The sequence below is a fragment of the Spongiibacter sp. IMCC21906 genome (genome assembly GCF_001010805.1).
Classification (GTDB): Bacteria; Pseudomonadota; Gammaproteobacteria; order Pseudomonadales; family Spongiibacteraceae; genus Spongiibacter.
This window is the reverse complement of sequence record NZ_CP011477.1, coordinates 523158-544371: the sequence shown is the minus strand read 5'-3', so window position 1 is coordinate 544371 and position 21214 is coordinate 523158. Positions and strand designations below refer to the sequence as shown.

At 51.4% G+C, this 21214-nt stretch carries 23 protein-coding genes; 12 read left to right on the top strand and 11 right to left on the bottom strand.

The genetic code is table 11. The annotated features are described in order from the left end of the window. Window positions 1-87: 87 nt before the first annotated feature. The 5 genes from IMCC21906_RS02450 to IMCC21906_RS02430 all read left to right on the top strand — a co-directional run bounded on the left by IMCC21906_RS02450 (window position 88) and on the right by IMCC21906_RS02430 (window position 5826). Complete coding sequence (locus IMCC21906_RS02450) at window positions 88-1071, top strand: DUF523 and DUF1722 domain-containing protein (RefSeq protein WP_231580306.1); 984 nt, start codon at window positions 88-90, stop codon at window positions 1069-1071. A gap of 1 nt (window position 1072) precedes the next feature. Continuing rightward, window positions 1073-2449 carry a deoxyribodipyrimidine photo-lyase gene (phrB, locus tag IMCC21906_RS02445; protein ID WP_047010836.1) on the top strand — a complete coding sequence of 459 codons (1377 nt, stop codon included), beginning with the start codon at window positions 1073-1075 and terminating at the stop codon, window positions 2447-2449. 178 nt (window positions 2450-2627) lie between these two features. After that, window positions 2628-3194: a RimK/LysX family protein gene (locus IMCC21906_RS02440; protein ID WP_052763324.1), complete on the top strand. Its 567-nt coding sequence runs from the start codon at window positions 2628-2630 to the stop codon at window positions 3192-3194. Continuing rightward, entirely contained in the window at window positions 3191-4726 is a 1536-nt protein-coding gene (locus IMCC21906_RS02435; RefSeq protein WP_047010835.1) for an inactive transglutaminase family protein, read from the top strand. The genes IMCC21906_RS02440 and IMCC21906_RS02435 overlap by 4 nt, the downstream gene beginning before the upstream one ends. Further along, complete coding sequence (locus tag IMCC21906_RS02430) at window positions 4726-5826, top strand: alpha-L-glutamate ligase-like protein (RefSeq protein ID WP_082117319.1); 1101 nt, start codon at window positions 4726-4728, stop codon at window positions 5824-5826. The genes IMCC21906_RS02435 and IMCC21906_RS02430 overlap by 1 nt, the downstream gene beginning before the upstream one ends. A 93-nt stretch (window positions 5827-5919) precedes the next feature. Here the strand turns inward: IMCC21906_RS02430 and IMCC21906_RS02425 are convergent, their stop codons facing one another. The 3 genes from IMCC21906_RS02425 to IMCC21906_RS02415 form a co-directional block, all read right to left on the bottom strand. Further along, the gene (locus tag IMCC21906_RS02425; protein ID WP_047010834.1) at window positions 5920-6627 is read right to left on the bottom strand and encodes a thiol:disulfide interchange protein DsbA/DsbL; all 708 of its coding nucleotides are present in this window, start codon (window positions 6625-6627) and stop codon (window positions 5920-5922) included. A 138-nt stretch (window positions 6628-6765) separates the two neighbouring features. Beyond that, entirely contained in the window at window positions 6766-7392 is a 627-nt protein-coding gene (locus IMCC21906_RS02420; RefSeq protein WP_047010833.1) for a cytochrome c4, read from the bottom strand. 106 nt (window positions 7393-7498) lie between these two features. Continuing rightward, window positions 7499-7801, bottom strand: coding sequence for a cytochrome c5 family protein (locus tag IMCC21906_RS02415; RefSeq protein ID WP_047010832.1), 303 nt, complete (start codon window positions 7799-7801; stop codon window positions 7499-7501). Between the two features lie 165 nt (window positions 7802-7966). On the opposite strand from IMCC21906_RS02415, the gene yihA reads away from it, so the two are divergent. Next, window positions 7967-8617 carry a ribosome biogenesis GTP-binding protein YihA/YsxC gene (gene yihA, locus IMCC21906_RS02410; protein ID WP_047010831.1) on the top strand — a complete coding sequence of 217 codons (651 nt, stop codon included), beginning with the start codon at window positions 7967-7969 and terminating at the stop codon, window positions 8615-8617. Between the two features lie 327 nt (window positions 8618-8944). Here the strand turns inward: yihA and IMCC21906_RS16955 are convergent, their stop codons facing one another. Next, window positions 8945-9181, bottom strand: coding sequence for a hypothetical protein (locus tag IMCC21906_RS16955; RefSeq protein WP_197085934.1), 237 nt, complete (start codon window positions 9179-9181; stop codon window positions 8945-8947). Window positions 9182-9432: 251 nt separating this feature from the next. On the opposite strand from IMCC21906_RS16955, the gene IMCC21906_RS02400 reads away from it, so the two are divergent. Then, window positions 9433-10464, top strand: coding sequence for a hypothetical protein (locus IMCC21906_RS02400; protein WP_156165968.1), 1032 nt, complete (start codon window positions 9433-9435; stop codon window positions 10462-10464). Between the two features lie 10 nt (window positions 10465-10474). Here IMCC21906_RS02400 and polA read toward each other — a convergent pair whose 3' ends face one another. Continuing rightward, window positions 10475-13198: a DNA polymerase I gene (polA, locus tag IMCC21906_RS02395; RefSeq protein WP_047010829.1), complete on the bottom strand. Its 2724-nt coding sequence runs from the start codon at window positions 13196-13198 to the stop codon at window positions 10475-10477. A 262-nt stretch (window positions 13199-13460) separates the two neighbouring features. Between polA and IMCC21906_RS02390 the strand changes: the two genes are divergently transcribed. Next, a complete protein-coding gene (locus IMCC21906_RS02390) occupies window positions 13461-13736 on the top strand; it encodes a hypothetical protein (protein WP_047010828.1) in 276 nt (91 codons plus the stop codon). A gap of 35 nt (window positions 13737-13771) precedes the next feature. Here the strand turns inward: IMCC21906_RS02390 and IMCC21906_RS02385 are convergent, their stop codons facing one another. Next, complete coding sequence (locus tag IMCC21906_RS02385; protein WP_156165967.1) at window positions 13772-14602, bottom strand: metal ABC transporter solute-binding protein, Zn/Mn family; 831 nt, start codon at window positions 14600-14602, stop codon at window positions 13772-13774. Window positions 14603-14746: 144 nt separating this feature from the next. Here IMCC21906_RS02385 and IMCC21906_RS02380 point away from each other — a divergent pair, with 144 nt between their 5' ends. Genes IMCC21906_RS02380 through IMCC21906_RS02370 form a run of 3 tightly spaced genes read left to right on the top strand, consistent with a single transcriptional unit; the run spans window position 14747 to window position 16765 of the window. Further along, entirely contained in the window at window positions 14747-15232 is a 486-nt protein-coding gene (locus tag IMCC21906_RS02380; RefSeq protein WP_047010826.1) for a Fur family transcriptional regulator, read from the top strand. Further along, entirely contained in the window at window positions 15229-15978 is a 750-nt protein-coding gene (znuC, locus tag IMCC21906_RS02375; protein ID WP_047010825.1) for a zinc ABC transporter ATP-binding protein ZnuC, read from the top strand. The genes IMCC21906_RS02380 and znuC overlap by 4 nt, the downstream gene beginning before the upstream one ends. Beyond that, window positions 15971-16765 (top strand): metal ABC transporter permease, encoded by a 795-nt coding sequence (locus IMCC21906_RS02370; RefSeq protein WP_047010824.1) that lies wholly within the window; start codon window positions 15971-15973, stop codon window positions 16763-16765. Before znuC ends, IMCC21906_RS02370 begins: the two co-directional genes overlap by 8 nt. 32 nt (window positions 16766-16797) lie before the next feature. Here IMCC21906_RS02370 and IMCC21906_RS02365 read toward each other — a convergent pair whose 3' ends face one another. The 5 genes from IMCC21906_RS02365 to IMCC21906_RS02345 are packed head-to-tail and all read right to left on the bottom strand — an operon-like array spanning window position 16798 to window position 20830. After that, complete coding sequence (locus IMCC21906_RS02365) at window positions 16798-17466, bottom strand: SCO family protein (protein ID WP_047010823.1); 669 nt, start codon at window positions 17464-17466, stop codon at window positions 16798-16800. Continuing rightward, entirely contained in the window at window positions 17466-18371 is a 906-nt protein-coding gene (gene cyoE, locus IMCC21906_RS02360; protein ID WP_047010822.1) for a heme o synthase, read from the bottom strand. Before cyoE ends, IMCC21906_RS02365 begins: the two co-directional genes overlap by 1 nt. Next, complete coding sequence (locus tag IMCC21906_RS02355; RefSeq protein WP_369795807.1) at window positions 18368-19429, bottom strand: heme A synthase; 1062 nt, start codon at window positions 19427-19429, stop codon at window positions 18368-18370. Before IMCC21906_RS02355 ends, cyoE begins: the two co-directional genes overlap by 4 nt. Before the next feature lie 42 nt (window positions 19430-19471). After that, window positions 19472-20089: a hypothetical protein gene (locus IMCC21906_RS02350; protein WP_047010820.1), complete on the bottom strand. Its 618-nt coding sequence runs from the start codon at window positions 20087-20089 to the stop codon at window positions 19472-19474. A gap of 3 nt (window positions 20090-20092) precedes the next feature. Then, window positions 20093-20830, bottom strand: a complete 738-nt coding sequence (locus IMCC21906_RS02345) for an SURF1 family protein (protein ID WP_047010819.1) — start codon at window positions 20828-20830, stop codon at window positions 20093-20095. A 59-nt stretch (window positions 20831-20889) separates the two neighbouring features. Here IMCC21906_RS02345 and IMCC21906_RS02340 point away from each other — a divergent pair, with 59 nt between their 5' ends. After that, window positions 20890-21150, top strand: a complete 261-nt coding sequence (locus IMCC21906_RS02340) for a DUF2909 domain-containing protein (protein WP_047010818.1) — start codon at window positions 20890-20892, stop codon at window positions 21148-21150. Window positions 21151-21214: the final 64 nt, after the last annotated feature.

The following is a 21214-nucleotide window of genomic DNA, read 5'->3' as shown; positions in this document are numbered from 1 at the left end:
GAACGAGCAAGTGATTGCAAAAACCAGCATTCCACAGCGGTAATTCTGCGCTAGCCACTTGATCCACAAGATAATTTCAGGCGTAGTATGACTCTTAAACACTACGCCGAAGATGTGATTATGGAGCTACCCTCGCCCATCAACATTGGTATCAGCGCCTGCCTAATGGGCGAGCCGGTACGCTATGACGGCGGCCACAAGCGCCTGCCCTTCGCCACCGATTCACTAGCCCAACATTTTGAGTTCACCAAGGTCTGCCCGGAGCAGGCCATCGGCTTGGGGGTTCCCAGGCCTACCATCCGCTTGGTCGGCGACGCGGACGCTCCCCGCTTGCAGGGCAGTAAAGACGCTTCGCTGGATGTAACTGAAGCCATGCAGGTTTTCGCCAAAGATACCGTCCAACACCTTCAGCACATCAGCGGCTATATTTTTTGCGCCAAATCACCCAGCTGCGGCATGGAGCGAGTGCCGGTTGTATCTGAGCAGGGTACCGGGCTTGGCAAAGTCGGCGTTGGAATCTATGCCCGGCAACTTATGGAAGCACTACCACTGCTACCGGTTGAGGAAAACGGCCGCCTGAATGATGTACACCTGCGAGAAAACTTTGTCCTGCGGGTGGTCGCCTACGCCCGTTGGCAGGCGATGATGACGCAAGGGCTTAGTCGCCACGCCTTGCAAGAATTTCACCGCCGTCATAAGTTTTTACTGTTGGCCCATAACCAAAAAATCTACCGGGAACTCGGACCAATGGTCGCCAACCCCGAGAACCTGAACCAAGCTGCCGATGAGTATATTGCTGCCTTCATGGCCGCACTCAATAACCCCGCCAGCGCCAAGAACCACACCAACACGCTGATGCACATTCAAGGCTTTTTCAAAAACCATCTGGAAGACGACGACCGCGCCCAACTCACTCAAGTCATCCATGACTACTCAGAGGGACTCCTGCCGCTTTTAGTACCGCTTGAGCTGCTAAGCCTGTTTTTGAAAAAGTATCAGATCGACTATCTACAAGATCAGTACTACTTCGCCCCTTACCCCCGAAATTTAAAACTGCGAATTGGGCTGTGATATGAGCACCGTCGCCGTTTGGTTTCGTCACGACCTGCGCTGCCTGGACCACAGGGCCCTAAGCGCGGCTTGTGAAGCTGCAGATTCGGTTCGCGCGGTTTATTTTCTCTGCCCCGAGCAACTCGACGAGCACGTGATTGCCCCCATCCGTCGTCACTATTTACGCAGAGCACTGGACGAACTGGCCACCCAGCTGGCTACGTTGGGTATTGAGTTAGATATTGTCAACGCTGGGCATTTTCGAGCACTCCCTCAAGCCCTCAGCGCCTACGCCGATAAATTCCAACTTGAAGCGGTTTACGCCCACAAAGAGTGGCTGGTAGATGAAATCGCCAGAGATGAGGCCTGCCAGCAAGCACTGAACGGCAAATTACAGCTTATCGATGACAGCCTGATTAATCCGCTCGCACTTAGCAAAGACGACGGCGACCCCTATAAAGTATTTACACCGTTTTCCAAACGTTGCCGAACGTATTTGCAGCAGCAGTTCCCCCGCTGCTTACGCAGACCTACCACCAAAGGCGTGTCAGTTATACCCAGCCAATGCCCGGTATTTGGCGACGAAAAACCTTCAACAGACTGGCCGGTAACAGAAGAGGCGGTTCTTAATCAGCTTCGCACATTCTGTGCCGAGCGCGCAGAGGACTACCAAGAACAACGAGACTTTCCTGCCGAACAAGGCACCTCGACGCTATCTCCTGCGCTGGCCTTGGGTATCATCAGCCCCAGACAGTGTTTAGCACGACTGCAGGCAGAGGCTGGTGAACAGATCTGGGAGGCCAAGTCTGGCCCCGGTTGCTGGTTTAATGAGCTGTTATGGCGTGAGTTTTATCGGCATATTGCCTTTCATTTTCCCCGGGTCGTTAAAGGCAAAGCCTTCCAACCCCACACCGACAAGGTCGCGTGGCGCTACGATCAAAAAGATTTTGATGCTTGGCGAGAAGGCAACACCGGCTACCCCATTGTCGATGCCGCGATGCGCCAACTGAAAGAAACCGGCTGGATGCACAATCGGCTACGGATGATAAGCGCGTCATTCCTGTGTAAAGATTTACACATAGATTGGCGGTGGGGAGAAAAGCATTTTTTGGAAACCCTGGTGGACGCAGATTTTGCCTCCAACAACGGCGGCTGGCAGTGGGCAGCCTCGACGGGCACCGACGCCGCGCCATATTTTAGGATCTTTAATCCTACCACCCAAGGCCAGCGCTTTGACCCAGACGGCCGCTTTATTCTGCGCTATGTGCCCGAGTTAAATGCCCTAAGTGGCAAGGCACTGCACCAGCCGCCAGCAATGGATCACTATCCTGCGCAGATAGTTGACCACGCTGTGGCGAGAAAAATCAGCCTCGCACTTTTTCAAAATCTTGCTGACTAACACCGACGTCAAAGAGCGACAATTAAGACAATATGGACATCCTCACCACGCAAGGCAAAGAATACCCAAAAGCAGCAAGGATTTAAGTCCGTACGGCTGGCTATTATGCTTCGCCCTGTTCTATCCTACTCGCTTAATTGAGGATGTATAAAAATCCAAAAAGGATCAGGAGGACTATGTGCACCAACCTCGCATAAAACTAGGTTTGTTATTACTTGTTACCCTGATTCAACCCGTTTTTGCCAATACCAATAAAATTTTTGGCTTAACTGAAAAAGTCTATATCGAAGCCTTCGACACCCACTTTGAAGCAAAAATTGATACTGGTGCCGAAAGTGTCTCGATTAATGCCATCAACGTACGGATAGAAAAAGCCCAGAGCAAGGACGAAGACGACCTCGTGCATTTTGACTTGATACGGCCAGACAACAGCCTGAAGTCACTAACACTGCCGTTAAAAAAGCATATTCGCATCAAGCGTCGCGCCACCGATTACAAAGACCATGAGAAGGACTATGCTCGACGCCCGGTGCTAGAGCTGGATCTTTGTATTGGCGGCCAACACCGCACTGTGGAAGCCAATTTAGCAGACCGAAGACAATTTTCTAAGCCGGTGTTAATCGGCTCAGAGCCACTGGTTGATTTCAATGCGCTAGTCGACCCCAGTGAAGAATTTTTACAGGACATCAATCTCTGCAACAGCTCGGGTGAAGCCATCCCCGAAGAAAAGGACCCAGAAGAATGAAAGGCGTCAAGCTGCACGTAAAAATACTCGCCGGCACCCTGCTTTTGCTCGGCGCCATCAGTGTTGCCTGGCAATTATTTGTTGCCAATATCCCGGTTTCCTCAAAAACCACCGAGCCAGTTTGGGTCATCGACACCAAGCTCAGCTTTAATGCCCGGCCCAACACGCCAGTGAAGGTGGAGATGTTTGTCCCTCCCAGCTGGAGCAAGTTCATCACTTTGAACGAAAGCTTCATCTCCAAAAATTATGGCGTCAATATCGACGTCAAAGAGCACAATCGCCAAGCAGTGTGGTCAGCTCGTCGGGCCGAAGGAGAGCAGCAGCTCTTCTATCGCCTGATGCTCACCCAGCGTAGCAATGCACGCCTTTCTGCAGAGGAACCTGGCCCTCAGTTTCGTGAAAGCCCTCAGCTTGAAGGCGTCGAAAAGGTTGCAGTGGAAGCCTTGCTCAAGCCGATTCGTGAACACTCTGCCGATATCGAAACCTTTATTCGCGAAGCCATTAAGCTAATCAACGACACCGACAATCACAACGCCCGCTTGCTACTGGCCAATGACTACTCTCAGGAGAGTAAATCCGAGGTGCTGGAGCTGCTGCTGTCCGCCGCCCATATCCCAGTCGAAAAAGTTCGTACTCTGCGCTTGATCACCGGCACCAGCCAAAGCCCCGAACTGTGGATGCGCAGCTATAACGGCAAACGCTGGCTTTACTTTAATCCGGAAACCGGCACCCAGGGTCTGCCCAACGACCGCATAGTCTGGTGGACAGGTTCAGAGTCTATTGCCGATGTGGATGGTGGCTCCAAACTGAAGGTGGAAATTACTGCCAACCAGCAAACCATGAACTCCATTATGCTGGCCCAGTCCATCGCCGAGCGCAAAAACAATATGCTCTGGGCGCTGTCGCTCTATGACCTGCCGCTTCAAGCGCAACAAACCTTTGAGATCATTATGATGATCCCCATTGGCGTGCTGCTGATTCTATTCTTGCGCAATATCATCGGCATCGAAACCCTGGGGACCTTTACGCCCGTGCTGATTGGCCTGGCCTTTAGAGAGACCCAGGTCCTGTGGGGCATTATCCTGTTCAGCTTTATTTCTGCACTGGGGCTATCGCTGCGATCTTATCTTGAACATTTGCATTTACAGCTACTATCCCGGCTATCGGTGGTACTCACCTTTGTGGTCATTGTCATGGCGATGATCGCTGTACTGGGCCACCAACTTGGGCTGGACAAGGGCTTGTCTATCGCGCTGTTCCCCATGGTTATTCTCACCATGTCAATTGAGCGCCTGTCGATTGTCTGGGAAGAGCGGGGCGGCCTGCACAGTATGAAGGTAGGTATAGGCACATTGATTGCCGCTACGCTGGCTCACCTGATGATGACCTACGAGCCTTGGGTGTATTTTATCTTCACCTTCCCCGGCACGCTGTTGATCTTTATGTCTATCATGCTGGCCCTCGGCCACTATCGGGGCTACCGACTGATGGAGCTATTTCGCTTTAAAGCCATGATTGAAGGACGTAAATAATGTCACTCATTCGGACCTGGAAGGAGCTTCGCAGCAAAGGCATCATGGGCATCAATGAGCGCAATGCCGACTATGTGCTGCGCTACAACGCCCGACATCTCTATCCGCTGGTGGATGACAAGATCAGAACCAAGCGCAAAGCCAGCGATGCCGGTATTCATGTCCCCCCCATGTATGGCGTGATCGACTCCGAAAAAAATATTGGCCTGATTGGCGATATTGTTAAGTCTCATCGTGATTTTGTTATTAAGCCCGCCCAGGGTGCCGGTGGCGACGGTATTATGGTAATCGCTGACCAATTTGAAGATTATTACCGCACCACCTCAGGAAAAATGATTAGCGGAGAGGATATCGAGTTTCATCTCTCGGGCATTCTCTCCGGCATCTACTCGCTGGGCGGACACCGAGATCGGGCACTGGTGGAATATCGGGTGCGACCAGACCCAATTTTCAGCTCCATTAGCTATGAGGGCGTACCGGACATCCGCATTATCGTATTGCGAGGCTATCCGGTTTTAGCCATGTTACGCCTGCCCACCCGGCAATCGGGTGGCAAGGCAAACCTGCACCAAGGTGCGATAGGGGTCGGCGTCGACCTCGCCACCGGTATCACCCTGGATGGCACCTGGCTAAACAAAAAGATCCGAACCCACCCCGACACCACCAACCCTGTTCGCGGTGTACAGTTGCCTTTCTGGGACGGTTTTATGAGCCTGGCCACTCGCTGCTATGAGCTGACCGGACTGGGCTATTTAGGTGTGGATATGGTGCTGGATAAAGATCTAGGGCCGTTGATGCTGGAGATCAACGCCAGGCCGGGCCTGAATATTCAAATCGCCAACGACACCGGGCTCGGAATGCGTTGCGAGAAGGTTGAGAAAGAGATAGATAGATTGGCCGCAAAGGGCATTCAAAAGCCCTCACCAGAAAAGCGCATGGCGTTCTGTCAAAAGACCTTTGCAGACTCTCGCTATGAAGCCATTACCCCGTCTACAGAAGATGGCAGCGTTCCTTTAGCGGCAGGGGGCACAGAAACGGCAGCAACAGAGCCAAAAGAAACTGACGCTGCTACGCCAAAAAGCGAAGGAACAAACAAATAGTACTAAGCTGCCCAATCCTTAAACGATTCGTGCCGTTTAAGAACTAGGGGGAGGGGCAAGCCTCCCCACAAACCTTAACAACAGCGATGGCAATTACATTGCCGCGCGTTCTTTTGCGATCAACTCTTCTGCCACCTTTAACATCGCCGCCTTGCCACCCGCAGAGCGGCCCGTCACTCGATACTTACCATTGATGATCAACTCAGGGGTTCCGGCAATGCCATAGGCCCGAGCCCGGGCATCAGCTTGCTTAACCTGAGAGGTCACACCAAAGGAATCAAAGGTGTTCTGAAAGTCTTCAGCTTTCACATCCGAATGCGCCATAAATAACTTTTCGATGGCCTCAGGGCTATCCAAGCGGTTCTTCTTGAGGTTAATGGCATCAAAAATAGGCTGGTGCATCTGCTCTAAAACCCCAAGAGCTTTGGCAGCATAAAACGCCTGCGCATGGGTCACCATTAATTCGTTCCACATAGCGGGAGAATGCTGGAAGACCACATCGCCAGGCAGCTTTTTAGCCCAAGCCATAACCATAGGCTCAAAGTCAAAGCAGTGGCTACAACCGTACCAAAACACTTCGGTAACTTCGATTTTGTCAGGGTCTGAGGTGCGAACGGGTTGTGCTATGCGAATAAAACCTTCGCCTTCCTTAGCATTAGCCGGTTGAGCAGCCGCCGCACTTGTTACAGGCTCACTGCCGCTTGATTGCGTAGGAGTGGCAGGCGCGTCTGCGCTTTTGCCGCAGGCAGAAACTGCCAGCAAGCTCAAGGACAAAATCAGCAGGGTAACGATACGTTTCATTATTGCTCCTTTTGGCACCAATATTGGTTGCGGCGGTGTTATGACTCAACCACCACGAAGGGGGTTTATTTTATTACTCAAGTGCTGGCAGTTTGCAATAAAAAAGGCGGCCTAAGCCGCCTTCTTACACACCGCGTCTTAGCGGTGCAGGCCTTGAATAAAGCTGGCCACTGCCTCAATTTCGGAGTCGCTTAGCTGGAAAGCAATGGTGCGCATAACCTTGGTCTCGCCATCGTTGTCGCGACCTTCACGGCCATCAGCAGCCGCGCGGAACGCTTTCAACTGGGCAATCGTGTACTCAGCATACTGACCTGACAATGCGGGAAAGCCCGCCGCAGCCATGCCTAAGCCCGTAGGCGAATGACATGCCGCGCAAGCAGGAATATTACGCTCGGCAATACCACCACGATAAATCGCCGCACCTTTTTCGGCCAGCGCAGGATCAGCCTGACCAACCGTAACGGTTTTAGACGCATAGTAGGCCGCAATATCCGCAATGTCCTGCTCAGACAAATCGTCGGTTTGACCCGCCATTAGCGGCACTGGGCGTGCGCCCGATTTAATATCGGTGATTTGCTTAACCAAGTAGCGTTCACCCTGACCCGCCAGCTTAGGAAAATTAGGTGCGGGACTGTTGCCATCAGCGCCGTGACAAGCCGCACAGGATGCAGTTTTGGCCTTACCGGCAGAGGCATTACCTTCTACCGCCGCCGCCGCAGAGGCAAACAGCATAGAGGCTAAAAGAACTAGCAGTGGTTTCTTCATTGTCACTTTCTCTTTAATCAGTGGAATCTATTGAGGCTCTTTGTACGATTGGCGTTTTCTCTCTGCTGAGAAAAAATCCCGACTCGTGAAGATCTCTATTACAAGCTTATTGTTGCGGCTCGGACATAAACTCAATCAAAGCCTTGAATTCAGCATCGCTGCAATCAAAACATAAGCCCTTGGGCGGCATGGTGTTAAAGCCGTCGCGGGCATGAGCAACCAGTGTTTCCATGCCTTTTTCTAAGCGCGGCGCCCATTGATCAGCAGCCCCCGTTTTAGGAGCATTATTGGCACCATAGGCATGACAGGCAAAGCAGCTTTTTTTATATAAGGCTTGCAGGTCGCGATCTTCGGCCCCAGCAGCACTTGCCATCACAAGCACAGAAACCGCCATCAGAATTTTTTTCATGCCTTGTCCCCCTCGAACATGGGCAATTGGACAAACCGCACAGCGGATGACCCCATCCAAAAACTGCGGCATTATACACAACTAGTTACGCCGAGGGCCATTCTTGGGTCCCGGCCCAAGGCCAGAAATTGTCCGCTCACCGTTCTTTTTTACAGCGAAGTCCTAATGTCATCTTCTCCAGCAGTTAATTACCGCCGCGCCAGTTACCTTAAAAGCGCTCCCAAACTAGATCAATGCCCGGAAGACAGTGGCGCCGAAGTCGCCTTTGCCGGTCGCTCCAACGCCGGTAAATCCAGCGCCATTAATCGCCTTACCGGCAACGGCAAACTGGCACGTACCAGTAAAACACCTGGTCGCACCCAGCTCATAAACTTTTTTACCCTAGGCCCAGGCGATCGGCAACGAATTGTCGATTTACCCGGCTACGGTTTTGCCAAAGTCCCCTTGGCGGTCAAGCGGGAATGGGCAAAAAACCTAGAAACCTACTTCCAACACCGACAGTCACTGCGAGGCATGGTGTTGATGATGGATATTCGCCACCCCCTGACCGACTTCGACACCACCATGATTGAATGGGCCTCTCAGGCCGCCATGCCCATCCGCATCTTGCTAACCAAATGCGACAAGCTAAAACGTGGCCCCGCCACCAACACCCTGATGAGCGTCCGCAAGCAACTGCAAAGCTACGGCGCACTGGTCAGCGTACAAGTGTTTTCAGCCACCAAGGGCGACGGCCTCCAAGAACTTATCGAGCAGCTCGATATCTGGCTGGAACACGTCGAAGACGAGCCTCCCATCGAGACTGACGAAGACTGAGCTGTACTGGAAACTCAACCACAGGGTGCCCAACACATGACCATGCAGCGTGTCGGGCACATCCAAACGTCATCTAATACCCCATCGCGGTCAGCGCCCGCTCCTACAAGAAACATCGCTCCGACCTGCTTTTCGTAGGAAGCCGCGCTGAGGCCGAAAGAATTTCCCACCACAATCCAGGCCCGGCGCATCCCGGTCGGCGCCAGATCACTCATGAAAGGTAATCAAATTCCCATCCAGATCAAGCACCCCAAACTCCTTAGACCCCCAAGGCTTTTCCGCCAAAAGTGCATTGGGATGAACAATGCCTAGATCAGAACAAGATTGCTAGAGAGACTCAATGCCCGCCACACCAATACGGCAACTGGTGGCCTCGGCAATCGCCGGGTCTTGGCAGGCCCAAAAATGCAGGGCTACTTCGCCCCGGGAGACAATGCCGTACACTCCGACCTCGGCGTAGACCTTCGTAAAACCGAGCTGGCCGCAATAAAAGCCTACCGACTTCTCGATATCCTGGGAGGCGAGGACCGGGGTGGCATTGAGAAATAGTGTTTGAGCCGACACGACTGCTTCCTTATTGAATGAGCTTCTCAGGCTTCCAGCCAATCCAAATTTTGCTGACAAGCCAAAACGCAATTCCGGCCACCAGCGACGGATGCAAGAACTAATTGACCAGCAGCATATCTGGCGAAAATGTATAGAAGAGCAACCTACGAGCTAACCTAAAACGTTTGGGCATCACCTTAACTATTGCCGACCATCCGCCCTCGCTCTATGATTGTCTAACTATTTTATCTTGCCACGGACGGTTTACCATGCCTGCAACAGCCTACCAATTCGACTTCTCCAGCACCGAGACTGTTGCAGTCAAGCTCCTAGACAACTGCCCACCGATTCACTTCCCCATACCCAGCCCGCACTACGCCTATGTTAGAACACTACGACGCAACTCGGGCCTCACCTCAGTGCGCTGGTTTGACAACGAGACACTATTTGCCGGTGACTTTGCCGCCAAGACCGTATATAGGGTAAAACCCTTTTCTGACAAGCCCATTGCAGAAAGCATTCCCACCCCAGATGGCAGCGGTAACCCGACGGAAACCGATCTTATGGATATCCGCGGACAAACCATGATCCTAACCAATTTTTATAAAGGGGAAGTCGCCTTCTATAACGTGGGGGCTGAACAGCTGACATTTTCACACACTATATTGCCTCCCTCTTTAATTGAAAATAAACGGGGACCGATCCGTACTTGGATTCGCAAAATAAAAGGCAAAAAACTGACCGATCGCAGAAAAATTCACGGCGCCATCTTTGTACCCGGCTATGAAGACCTGCTCTGGGTGTCCTATTGTGATGCTCGGCACAAAGGAGTAGAAATAGTAAAACTCAATGGCGATCCAGTGCACTCGATAGCGCTACCCGAACAGGGGCAAGACGTCGCGTTTTTGGAAATCGAAGGAGAGACCTTCGCTGTACAGGCCGCACGAACAGACCATATTACAGTTAATCAGCCCAACGAAAGAAATATCTATGTAACGATGTTTGTTTATCGATTGCCTAAAAACCTAGAACAAGACCTCCCCGAGCTAATATTAACTGAGCAGTTCCCTGGTCATCTGGACGCCATCAAAGCCTACAAAGGTGCGATCTACGCTGCGAACCAACATGACAGCTGTGTTGACGAGTTCGTTTACGACCCCATACAAAACACTCTCAACCTACAACGGCGCTTTACCGGCTTCGATATGCCTCACGGATTGGATATCAGCCCAGGCGGCAAAGTAGCAGTAACCAACTACGGCCCAAACAATGACCTGCGAATTTTTCAGCTAGACCGATAGCGGTGAGACGCTAATGCGCCTCATCCCAGTTATCCCCTACACCTAAACCCACTTCCAGCGGCACATTCAAACTTGCCGCTCCGGCCATCAGGGCCTCTACTTTATTGGTCACTGCTTCGAGCTGCTCTTCTGCCACTTCCAAAATCAACTCATCGTGCACCTGCATAATCATTTTCGCTTTAGGCTGCTCATCCATAAGGTACGCATCCACGGCAATCATCGCTCGCTTGATAATATCCGCCGCGGTGCCTTGCATTGGCGCGTTAATCGCAGTCCGCTCGGCAGCTTGGCGACGCTGACCATTCTTGGCATTAATTTCGGGCAAGTGCAGACGACGGCCAAATAGCGTCTCGACATAGCCTTTCTCAGCCGCCAGCTTGCGAGTGTCATCCATGTAACGGAGTACGCCGGGGTAACGCGCAAAGTAGAGGTCGATATATTGCTGAGCTTCATTGCGGCCAATATGCAGCTGTCGGCCCAAACCAAAAGCGGACATGCCGTATATCAAACCAAAATTGATGGCCTTGGCATTGCGGCGCTGCTCGTCGCTAACGTCGTCCAGTTCGACCCCAAATACCTCAGCAGCAGTGGCCCGGTGAATGTCTTCGCCGTTGGCAAATGCGTCGATCAAGCCTTTATCTTCTGACAAATGGGCCATAATCCGCAGTTCAATTTGAGAGTAATCCGCCGCCAGTATTTTATTGCCTTTATCAGCAATAAAAGCTTTGCGAATACGCCGCCCTTCTGGGGTACGAATGGGGATATTTTGTAAATTGGGGTCTGATGACGACAGTCGGCCCGTGGCAGCAACGGCCTGATGATAGGAGGTATGAATTCGGCCTGTCGTTGGCTGAATCAGCAGTGGCAACTTGTCGGTGTAGGTGGACTTTAACTTTGCCAAACCCCGGTAATCCAAAATCACTTTGGGCAGAGGGTAGTCGTGGGCCAGCTCCGCCAGCACTTCTTCTGCGGTAGAAGGCGCGCCTTTGGGGGTTTTTTTAATGACCGGGATTTCCAGCTTATTAAACAATATTTCGCCAAGCTGCTTGGGCGAGGACAAGTTAAAAGGGCCGCCGGCCAAGTCATGGGCCTGCGCCTCCAAGGCCTGAATTTTCTCTCCCAACTCCTGACTTTGCTTGGCCAGCATTTCCCGGCTGACCAGCGCGCCATTACGCTCAATGCGGGACAACACCGGCACCAGCGGCAGCTCGATATCGCGGTATACCGATACCAGTGGCGAATGCTTTTCCAGGCGGGATGACAGCTCGCTATGTAGCTTTAAGGTGATATCGGCATCTTCGGCAGCGTAGGGGCCAGCCTGATCGAGCGCGATTTGATTAAACGTCAGCTGCTTAGCGCCTTTGCCGGCGATGTCTTGGAAATGGATGGTCGAGTGACCTAGATACTTCAGCGCCAAACTATCCATATCATGCCGACTGGCAGTGGAGTCCAGCACATAGGATTGCAGCATAGTGTCTTCAGCGATGCCATTTAAGGAAATGCCGTGATTTAAAAGCACATTCGCGTCGTATTTAAGATTTTGACCTAGCTTAGCCTTATCGGGATTTTCCAAGAGTGGCTTTAAAGCCCCCAGCACCTGCCCTTCACTTAATTGATCGGGCGCATCCATATAATCGTGGCCAAAGGGCACATACGCTGCCTCGCCCGGCTCCACCGCAAAGGACACTCCCACAACCCGGGCCTGCATATAATCCAAGCTGGTGGTTTCGGTATCGAAAGCAAACAAAGCCGCAGCATCCAGCTTTTTAAGCCAAGCCTCAAAGGCCTCCTGGGTCAGCACCAGCTCATAGTTGCTAGCTGGCGCAGCAACGGGGTCGCCACCTTGCTCAGCCTCACCCGACGCAAGCTCCTCCACCCAAGATTTAAATTCCATTTCTTGGAACAAGGCCAGCAGCTTTTCTTTGTTGGGCTCGGTGGGGGTGAGAGCAGCCAGATCCAACTCCAGCTCAACATCGCACTTTATCGTCGCCAATGTGTAGGAGAGTTCGGCCATTTCCCGGTTATCTTCCAGCTTTTTGGCCAAGCTTTTCGCGCCGCGAATGCTTAACTCGGGAACCTGATCAAGCTTCTGGTAAATGTCTTTAATTCCACCCAAAGCCTGAATCAAGGCCAGTGCGGTTTTTTCCCCCACGCCGGGAACACCTGGAATATTGTCGACTTTGTCGCCCATCAGGGCGAGATAATCAATGATCAAGTTAGGCGGCAAGCCAAATTTCTCTTTTACTCCTTCCTCACCCATCATTGTTTCGGTCATGGTATTAACGAGGGTGACATGACCATTCACCAACTGAGCCATATCTTTGTCGCCAGTGGACACAATCACCGGTAAATCACCAGAAGCCTGGGCAGCAAGGGTGCCAATAACATCATCGGCCTCAACCCCATCTATAACCAGCCGGGGCAAGCCCATGGCGTCAATAATATCGTTGATAGGCTGAATCTGTAGCCGCAGATCATCAGGCATAGGCGGGCGCTGAGCCTTGTACTGGTCAAACAGCTCGTCGCGAAAGGTTTTGCCCTTGGCATCAAAAATCACCGCAATGGGGCTATCCGGGTAATCTTTTTGCAGTCGCCGCAACATACTGATCACCCCCCTCACTGCCCCGGTTGGCTCTCCTTTGGTATTTCTCAAATCCGCTTTATACATCGCGTGAAAAGCCCGATAGAGGTATGAGGAACCATCGACCAGAACAAGAGGAGCTGTTGTCGTCATAAGCAGTAGGGATCGTCTGTGAGTTTAAGCAGAGGCGGAGTGTAGCATGCTGCCCGACTCTCCGCTCATCAGCCTAGCAAAGCAAAGTGTTACTTAAATAAACATTAAAAACTCGCCCCAAAAGCCCTGATGCTCGCAAAATAACAGAAATTACCAATCTTTAAGATTACCGCTCAAAGCAGTTGTGTTACATTAAGTAACACAAGGTGAAAAATTCATCTTGTGCCGGGCAATAAGCCCATTCTCAATAGGAGTACGTACCATGAAATATGTAACCAGCGTAATGATGCTTTTGTTAGCCAGTACCTTGGCGACTGCCAACGAGCCACAAGAAAAAGCTGCCGAACAGTCGCTGGTATTGGCCTACAACAGCAACGAAAACAGCACGAGCACCGCAAAAAATAATGCGGCCACCTCGACTGTCAGCCGCACTCGTAGCGAGCGTGCACTCAATGAGACATTGGGAGAAGTTTCTGCCAACCTCAGCGTTGCACTAGATGAGAGAATCGCTGCAACAATGCCAACGTTCGCCAAATAACACTGCGGCGTGGTAATACGAAGGGCCGAAAGGCCTCAAGACTTAAAGCAAGAAAGAAAGGCCTCGCCAAGCTGACGGTATAAACTTAAAAAGCCGTCAGCTGTATTCAAATCATAGCCCAGTGGGTCAACCTCTATTACCGGCACCTCTAAACCCGCAGTTAAGGCCTCCAGCAATGACTCTGAATATTGCGGCTCCCGAAACACGCAAGCAAACTCACCGGCCTGCAAACGCTTTCGCAACTCCACAATGTGTCTAGCCCCTGGCATTTGCTCATCTGATGACATCACCACCTCACCCTTGGGAAGCTGGTAATGCGACTCAAACCGCGAAAAGCCATCATGAAGCAGCAGATAGGGAAGCGCCGTTGATTGCTTAAACCGTTGCGCTAACTGCTTATCAAAAGCCCGAAACTCTGCGCCGAACCGAGCAGCATTAGCGTGGAAAAAAGCACTTCTTGCAGGCATATTGCTAGATAAAACCCGGGCAATTTTATGGGCAATCTGCTGAACCAGCGCCCCATCCAACCACACGTGTGGGTCTTCTCCCACTTCCATTACCGGATACAGCGCTTGCGCTTGATCTAGCTTTTTAAGCAGCTTTCGTAAACCTGGCTCCAAGCCCGGTCCCACCCAGATCACGGCAGTAGCATCATGCATACGCTGGGCATCGGAAGGTTTAAGCTGAAAATCATGGGGAGACAGAGTGGCCGGTATCAACAACTGGCTATCAATAGCATCACCGCCAATTTCAGCCACCAGCAGATGCAATGGCATGACGCTGCTCAATACGATGGGACGATCTTGAGCACTGACCGGCGCAACCATCCAGATCAACAACATCATCAATACACAAACCTGCTTCAACACCCAACTCCCATTGTCTTAAAATCTTAATTGCAATATTATAACATTTTATTTTCAAGCTTAGCGAAAGACTCTTTCTTTCTGCCTAAGCTGATGGCAGCTTCACTAACAGACCGCTGCCGCATACCACCCAGCGCATAGATTATGGCCCACAATATTACCGCTCCCCACAATCATCAGGTTTGCGTAGACCAAGCATTGACGCTGGCCCGGGATATCTGTCGGCAGCGTGATAGCCGACTGACGACCATTCGAGAAGATGTACTGACCATTGTCTGGTCCAGCCATAAACCTATTGGGGCCTACAGTATTCTTGAGCATCTTGCCGAAAAAAATCAAAAGCCTCCCGCCCCACCCACGGTGTATCGGGCGCTGGATTTTCTACTGGAAAACAAATTGGTGCATAGAATAGCCTCTTTGAACGCCTTTGTCGGCTGTAATGACCCCGCCCACAACCATGAGGGTCACTTTCTTATCTGCCAAGACTGCAATGTCGCCATAGAAATGGCATCGCCAGCCATCAGCCACGCCATTGGTGACGCTGCCGACCATCAAGGTTTTAGTATTAGCAGCCAGTGCGTTGAAGTGACCGGTTACTGCCAGCGGTGTCGCGGGGATCAGCGCCCATGACCCCCCCCCTGTTACAGTTAGAACACCTCACGCTAAAGCAAGGGCGGCAGTTGCTGCTGGATAACATTGACCTGAGCTTACATGCTGCCGAAATCATGACCGTCATCGGTCCCAATGGCGCCGGTAAAACCACCTTGATAAAAGCCGCGCTGGGACTGATCAAGCTCAATGCAGGTAACATTATTCGCGCCAAGGGCTTACGTATTGGATATATGCCCCAACGGCTCAGCCTCAATCCATTGATGCCCGTTAGCGTTGAACGGTTTCTGGCCATGTCCTGCCGGGGAGAGGCCGACATCAATCGAGCACTGGCACAAACCAATATCACCCATCTGCGCAAATCCCCGCTACACGATATTTCTGGTGGCGAAACCCAGCGCGTTTTGCTAAGCCGGGCACTGCTGCGACAACCCCAGCTACTGGTATTGGACGAACCCGCCCAAGGCTTGGATATTACCGGGCAAACTGAGCTGTATGAGCTGATCGGCCAACTGCGTGACGATCTCGGCTGCGCCGTTCTTATGGTGTCCCACGATTTACATTGGGTCATGGCCCAGACCGATACGGTTATCTGCCTGAATCAGCATATCTGCTGCCACGGTCATCCAGAACAAGTCAGCAACGATCCGGCTTACCTTTCGTTATTTGGCCGTCGCCACGCCGAGGCCGTCGCCCTTTATCAACACCACCACGACCATCATCACGACATTCATGGCGATGTCGTCTGCGATCACCAACATGACTGATATTCTTTTAAATGCCTTATTAGCTGGCCTCCTGCTTGCTGTCACCGCTGGCCCATTAGGCAGTCTGGTGGTGTGGCAGCGCATGGCTTTTTACGGCGATACCTTAGCCCATTCCGCGCTATTAGGTGTCGCACTGGGCGTCGCCCTACAAGTAGATTTACAATTTTCAGTGCTGATCTGCTGCCTACTGCTGGCCGTGGCGCTGTTCGCCCTACAATACTGGCGAGACACACCGCTGGACAGCTTGCTAGCGATTCTCTCCCATAGCAGCTTGGCCATTGGTTTGGTGAGCCTGTCTTTGCTCGACCAACAGCGACTGGATCTCACCGCCTTTTTATTTGGCGATTTAATGGCGGTTATGGCTGAAGATGTCATCAAATTGGCGATTATTGATGCGGTTGTTCTGTTGCTATTGCTGCGCTACTGGAAGAGCTTGGTCGCGATCACAGCCCATCACGAACTGGCAGCCATAGAAGGCCTGGCAGTCAACCGGCTGCGGCTATTGATGATGCTGATGGTGGCCACCACGGTGGCTATCGCCATGAAAATAGTCGGTGTGCTGCTGGTGACCGCCATGCTGATTATTCCTGCAACTGCGGCGGGGCGCCTGGCCAGAAGCCCGGAGCAAACAGCCATAATCGCCAGTGTGATTGGCACGCTGGCGGTTTTCAGTGGACTGGGTGGAGCGTGGTATTGGGACTTGCCGGCGGGTCCCGCCATTGTCTGTGGCGCGGCGTTATTATTTGTCTTCGCGCAGTTTTGGCCCGCCTATCGGCGGGGCCAGTAGGCCCCACACATCGCCACTACGTCACTCAATAATCAGTAGTGCTCGCGAATCGCCAGATACGTTCTCGTCAAACGACTGATTTCTAATGGCGCTTTAAAAAAGCCCATCGAATGGCCTTTCGGGTTTACCAGAGCAATATTGGCACTGTGATCCACCATATAATTGTCGCCGCCACCCGGAACTTTAGAAAAAGGAATATTCAGCGCCGTTGCAAAGCGGTGAATCTCCAAAAACTCGCCGGTCACACCGCGAAATTCCGGATGAAAAAACTCCAGGTAGCTATGTAGCTGCTCTGGTGTATCCCGGGCGGGGTCTACACTAACCAACCAAATTTGCGTGTTTGCCTGTACCTCGGGGTCTAGCTCCTGATAAAAATTCTTAAGCTGAGCAAGGGTAGTCGGACACACGTCAGGGCAGTAAGTAAAACCAAAAAACAGTAGGTTCCACTGCCCTTGCAGCGACTTAGGCCCCATGCTTTTACCAAGGTCATCTACCAGGCTGAACTTAGGCAATAAACGAGGGTTTTCATAAAGATAGGCACCCTCTGCTTTTAGCTCGTCAACGGTCATCACCCGCGCCTTGGTAAAGGCATAGAAGAATCCACCGACCAATATCGACGCGATCACCAGGATGATCGTCACCGTCAGCCTAATGCCTCGATTCTGCTTTTGACTGTTTGCTCTGTTTTCTGAACCTGCCATTACTGTCTTACCTCAAATACGGTGACACTGGGAATCAGGTAGTGATCCAGCAACATGACAATAAACAGCGCCATAAGATAGATGATGGAATACTTGAAGGTAGCCATTGGGGCTTTGGGGTTTTGCCCTCGCATTAGCACCACCGCCCAGTAAATAAAGCCAGCACCCAAACATACCGCGCCCAAGAGATACAAAACACCGCTCATGCCCGTTGCGAAGGGCAGCAATGTCACAACAAATAACAGCACCGTATAAAGTAGAGTGTGCAATTTGGTGTAGCCAATACCATGGGTGACCGGCAACATGGGAATGTCGACCTTGGCATAGTCATCTCGACGATGGATAGCCAACGCCCAAAAATGCGGCGGCGTCCACACAAAGATAATCAACACCAGTAACAGAGCATGGCCGTGAATTTCTCCCGTCACTGCCGTCCAACCCAACAACGGCGGCGCCGCACCAGCGATACCACCAATCACAATATTTTGCGGCGTGGCGCGTTTTAAAAACAGGGTATAAACCACTGCGTAACCCAGCAACGAGGCCAAAGTCAGCCATGCCGTGAGCGCATTGATGTACACCAGCAAAATCGCCATACCGGCCAAACCGAGCACCCCGGCGAAAATCGCTGCATTAGCCGTTTTCAAACGGCCGGTTGCGATAGGACGATTACGCGTACGGGCCATCACTAAATCAATACGTCTGTCTACCAAATGATTGACGGCAGCGGCGGCAGCGGCGCATAAGGCAATACCCGCATTGCCCAAAATCAAAACCTTTATAGGTACCATTCCCGGCGTCGACAGAAACATACCAATTGCGGATGTGAGTAACATCAGCAATACCACATTGGGCTTACAAAGCTCGTAATAATCGCGCCAGCTTACGGCTGCTTGGGTACTCATATACGAACTCCTCCACGATGAACCACGGCGGTACGTAATAGGTAGTTCAACGTCACCATGCACAACAACAAAATAGCTCCCACCAAGTTATGGCTAACCGCCACTGCAATGGGAAAATGAAAGACAACATTGCTCACCCCAAGAGCGACTTGGGCCGCTAATACCAGCAAGGTGATGGTCGCCATACGCTTGGCGGGGCTTGTCGCAAGATGCCGCAATTTAAAAATCAAAAATAATAAAAATAACGTGGTGACAATAGCACCGACACGATGACTGAAATGGATCGCAACCCGCGCTGCATTATCCAAAGTGCCACCTAAGTAATTCGGGCCTATATGCTGAAACACATTAAAGCCATTTGCAAAATCCATCGGCGGCAACCAATCACCCTGACATTGGGGGAAATCAGGGCACGCTATATCCGCATAGTTCGATGTAGTCCAACCGCCCAAGGCAATTTGAACCACCACAATAAATAAGCCAAAGGCTGCCAAGGGCTTAAGCATTTTTAACGTAGGTTCTTTTACCGCAGGTAATTGCCAATGCTGATTGTTTAAACGCAAACAAAGCAACCAAAGCAGACTAAGGGTGGTAAAGCCACCCAACAAATGCGAAGTCACCACTTGCGGCCACAGCTTTAAGGTGACCGTCCACATGCCAAACATGCCCTGCAAAATAATAAAGCCCAATAAAAAGGCGGGGAGCTTTATCGGCTGACTGGGATCTTGTCGGCGATTGCGCACCGATAACGCCAAAATAGCAATAGTGAACAGGCCTAAACTCGACGCAAAATAGCGATGCACCATTTCCGGCCACGTTTTGTCATGCTCCACCGGCATATCCGGGTAAGCTTCATTTGCCCGCGCTACCTCATGATCGGCTGTTGGCCACAATACATGTCCGTAGCAACCAGGCCAGTCAGGACAGCCTAGACCCGCATCAGCCAGACGGGTAAATACACCCAAAGCCAATACCACAATCGCCACAAAGCAAGCTATTAAGGTCAGCCGAAAACCCGATTTACGTTCCGCTGCTGAGTTAAAAAAACGCATTATCATTTACCAAAACAGTCCATTAAAAGCCCACCCTGGGGTAGCCTTCTATTTAAGAAGACGCTTCATATCCTTCAGTACATCTTTGCCAAGCGCCGTCAGTGTTTGCTGATTTGTGTCGGCTGCGCGATAGTACATCATTGCCCAACCCAAAGGGTCGACCACATAAAAAACCTGGGGATCTCTGGGATTAATTTCCATTCCCTCAAAGGCTTTTAAAAAAGCATTGCCATCGGCGTGGAGTATCGTTAGGTCGTCGTGTTCACTCTCGATGAAATCGCGCAGCGAAGCGGATACCGGCCCATCTAACGCCAAATAAATCCTCTCCACCCGATCGGTTTTTTTACCCAGAGCAATGCGGGTTTGGCGGGTCAAATAGAGCATGCGTTCACAGGCATCCCGACACTGGCGGCCACCAACAATGATATATACCCATTTTGATTCAGGTAGGTCGAAGAGAAATTCACCACCGTCATTGCGCACTGGATGCAGCTCACCTAGCTGCACTGGTGGTCGAATCAAGGTTCCTTGATTAACCGTGCCGAAGTTGATGACATTTTCCTTAGCCAGAAAAAACAAAATACTGGAAAAAAGCACCACCACCACGGGGATACCCAATATTAAGCCAAGCTGTTTTTTGCTATTTGAGTTTGCGATGTCACTCATTGTTCATTTTCTCAATGTCGATGAACGCCGCAGCAAGGGAACAATATTGCTGTTTCGGCATAAAAATATAATCGCCAGCACCAACGCCATGCCAAACCACTGCACAGCATAGCCAATATGCTTTTCCGGGCTGACATTAACGACGATCCGCTTTATTTTCAGCGCAGCAGGGCTTTGCTGATTTAACTGCAGCACCGTTGGTAACAACGCCGGAAACTCCGCATGGAGCGCTTCGGGATTCAACCACTGCTGTAGCCGGGGCCACTCCGTTACCACTTGCTCGCCCAAGCTAAAGGGCTTTTCTTTACCCAGATATAACTGCCCTTGTAATTCTATCTCAGCGGCGGGCACAGGCGGCAGCGGCAGTTGCTGTCGACCCGGATCACCCTGTATCCAGCCCCGATTCACGAGCAGCTTTCTGCCGTTTTTTAAGGTAAAAAGGCCAACCACTTCGTAACCAAAACGGCCATCGACTATCCGGTTATCCAGCAGCCAATAGCGTGCTGAATCAAATTCACCTTTGGCCGTTACCGGCCGGTAATTAAGATATTCTTCAAGACCAGTAATAGCCACGGGCGGCAATGCTTGTCGTTGCTGAAAATCCAGTAACAATGCCTCTTTCTCATCAGCACGCTGCAACTGCCAGCTACCCAAGCTGAGCAAAACCGGCAACATAAGTACGATGGCTAAAAGCGATTTCCAGTCTAATTGCCATTGAAAACGTGAAGAGGGCTGGGTCATTATCGTTGGACTAACAAGGCTTGTGTATACTGCGACGAAGTTTTTGGAGGTGCTTACAAATGTGGTTAAAAGTCGTCATCGTAATCCTATTCATCGGTTTGGTCATCAGCCTGTTTAGCGGGCTGGCTTTTTTGATGAAAGATCAGGGAAAGACCATGCGCACCTGGCATTCATTGAGCGTTCGCTTGATATTGGCCACCCTGTTAATGGGCTTTCTGTTTTACGGCGTTTATACAGGCCAACTGGGATCGAACGCCCCATGGGATCAACGCTATCTCGACCGCGGTGAAGCCATCGAACAATTGGAACCGGCTCAATAAATCCTTCAAACCCCTCAAACAAGAGGCCGGGATCGATGCTATCGACTCCCGGCCTCCCTGTCGC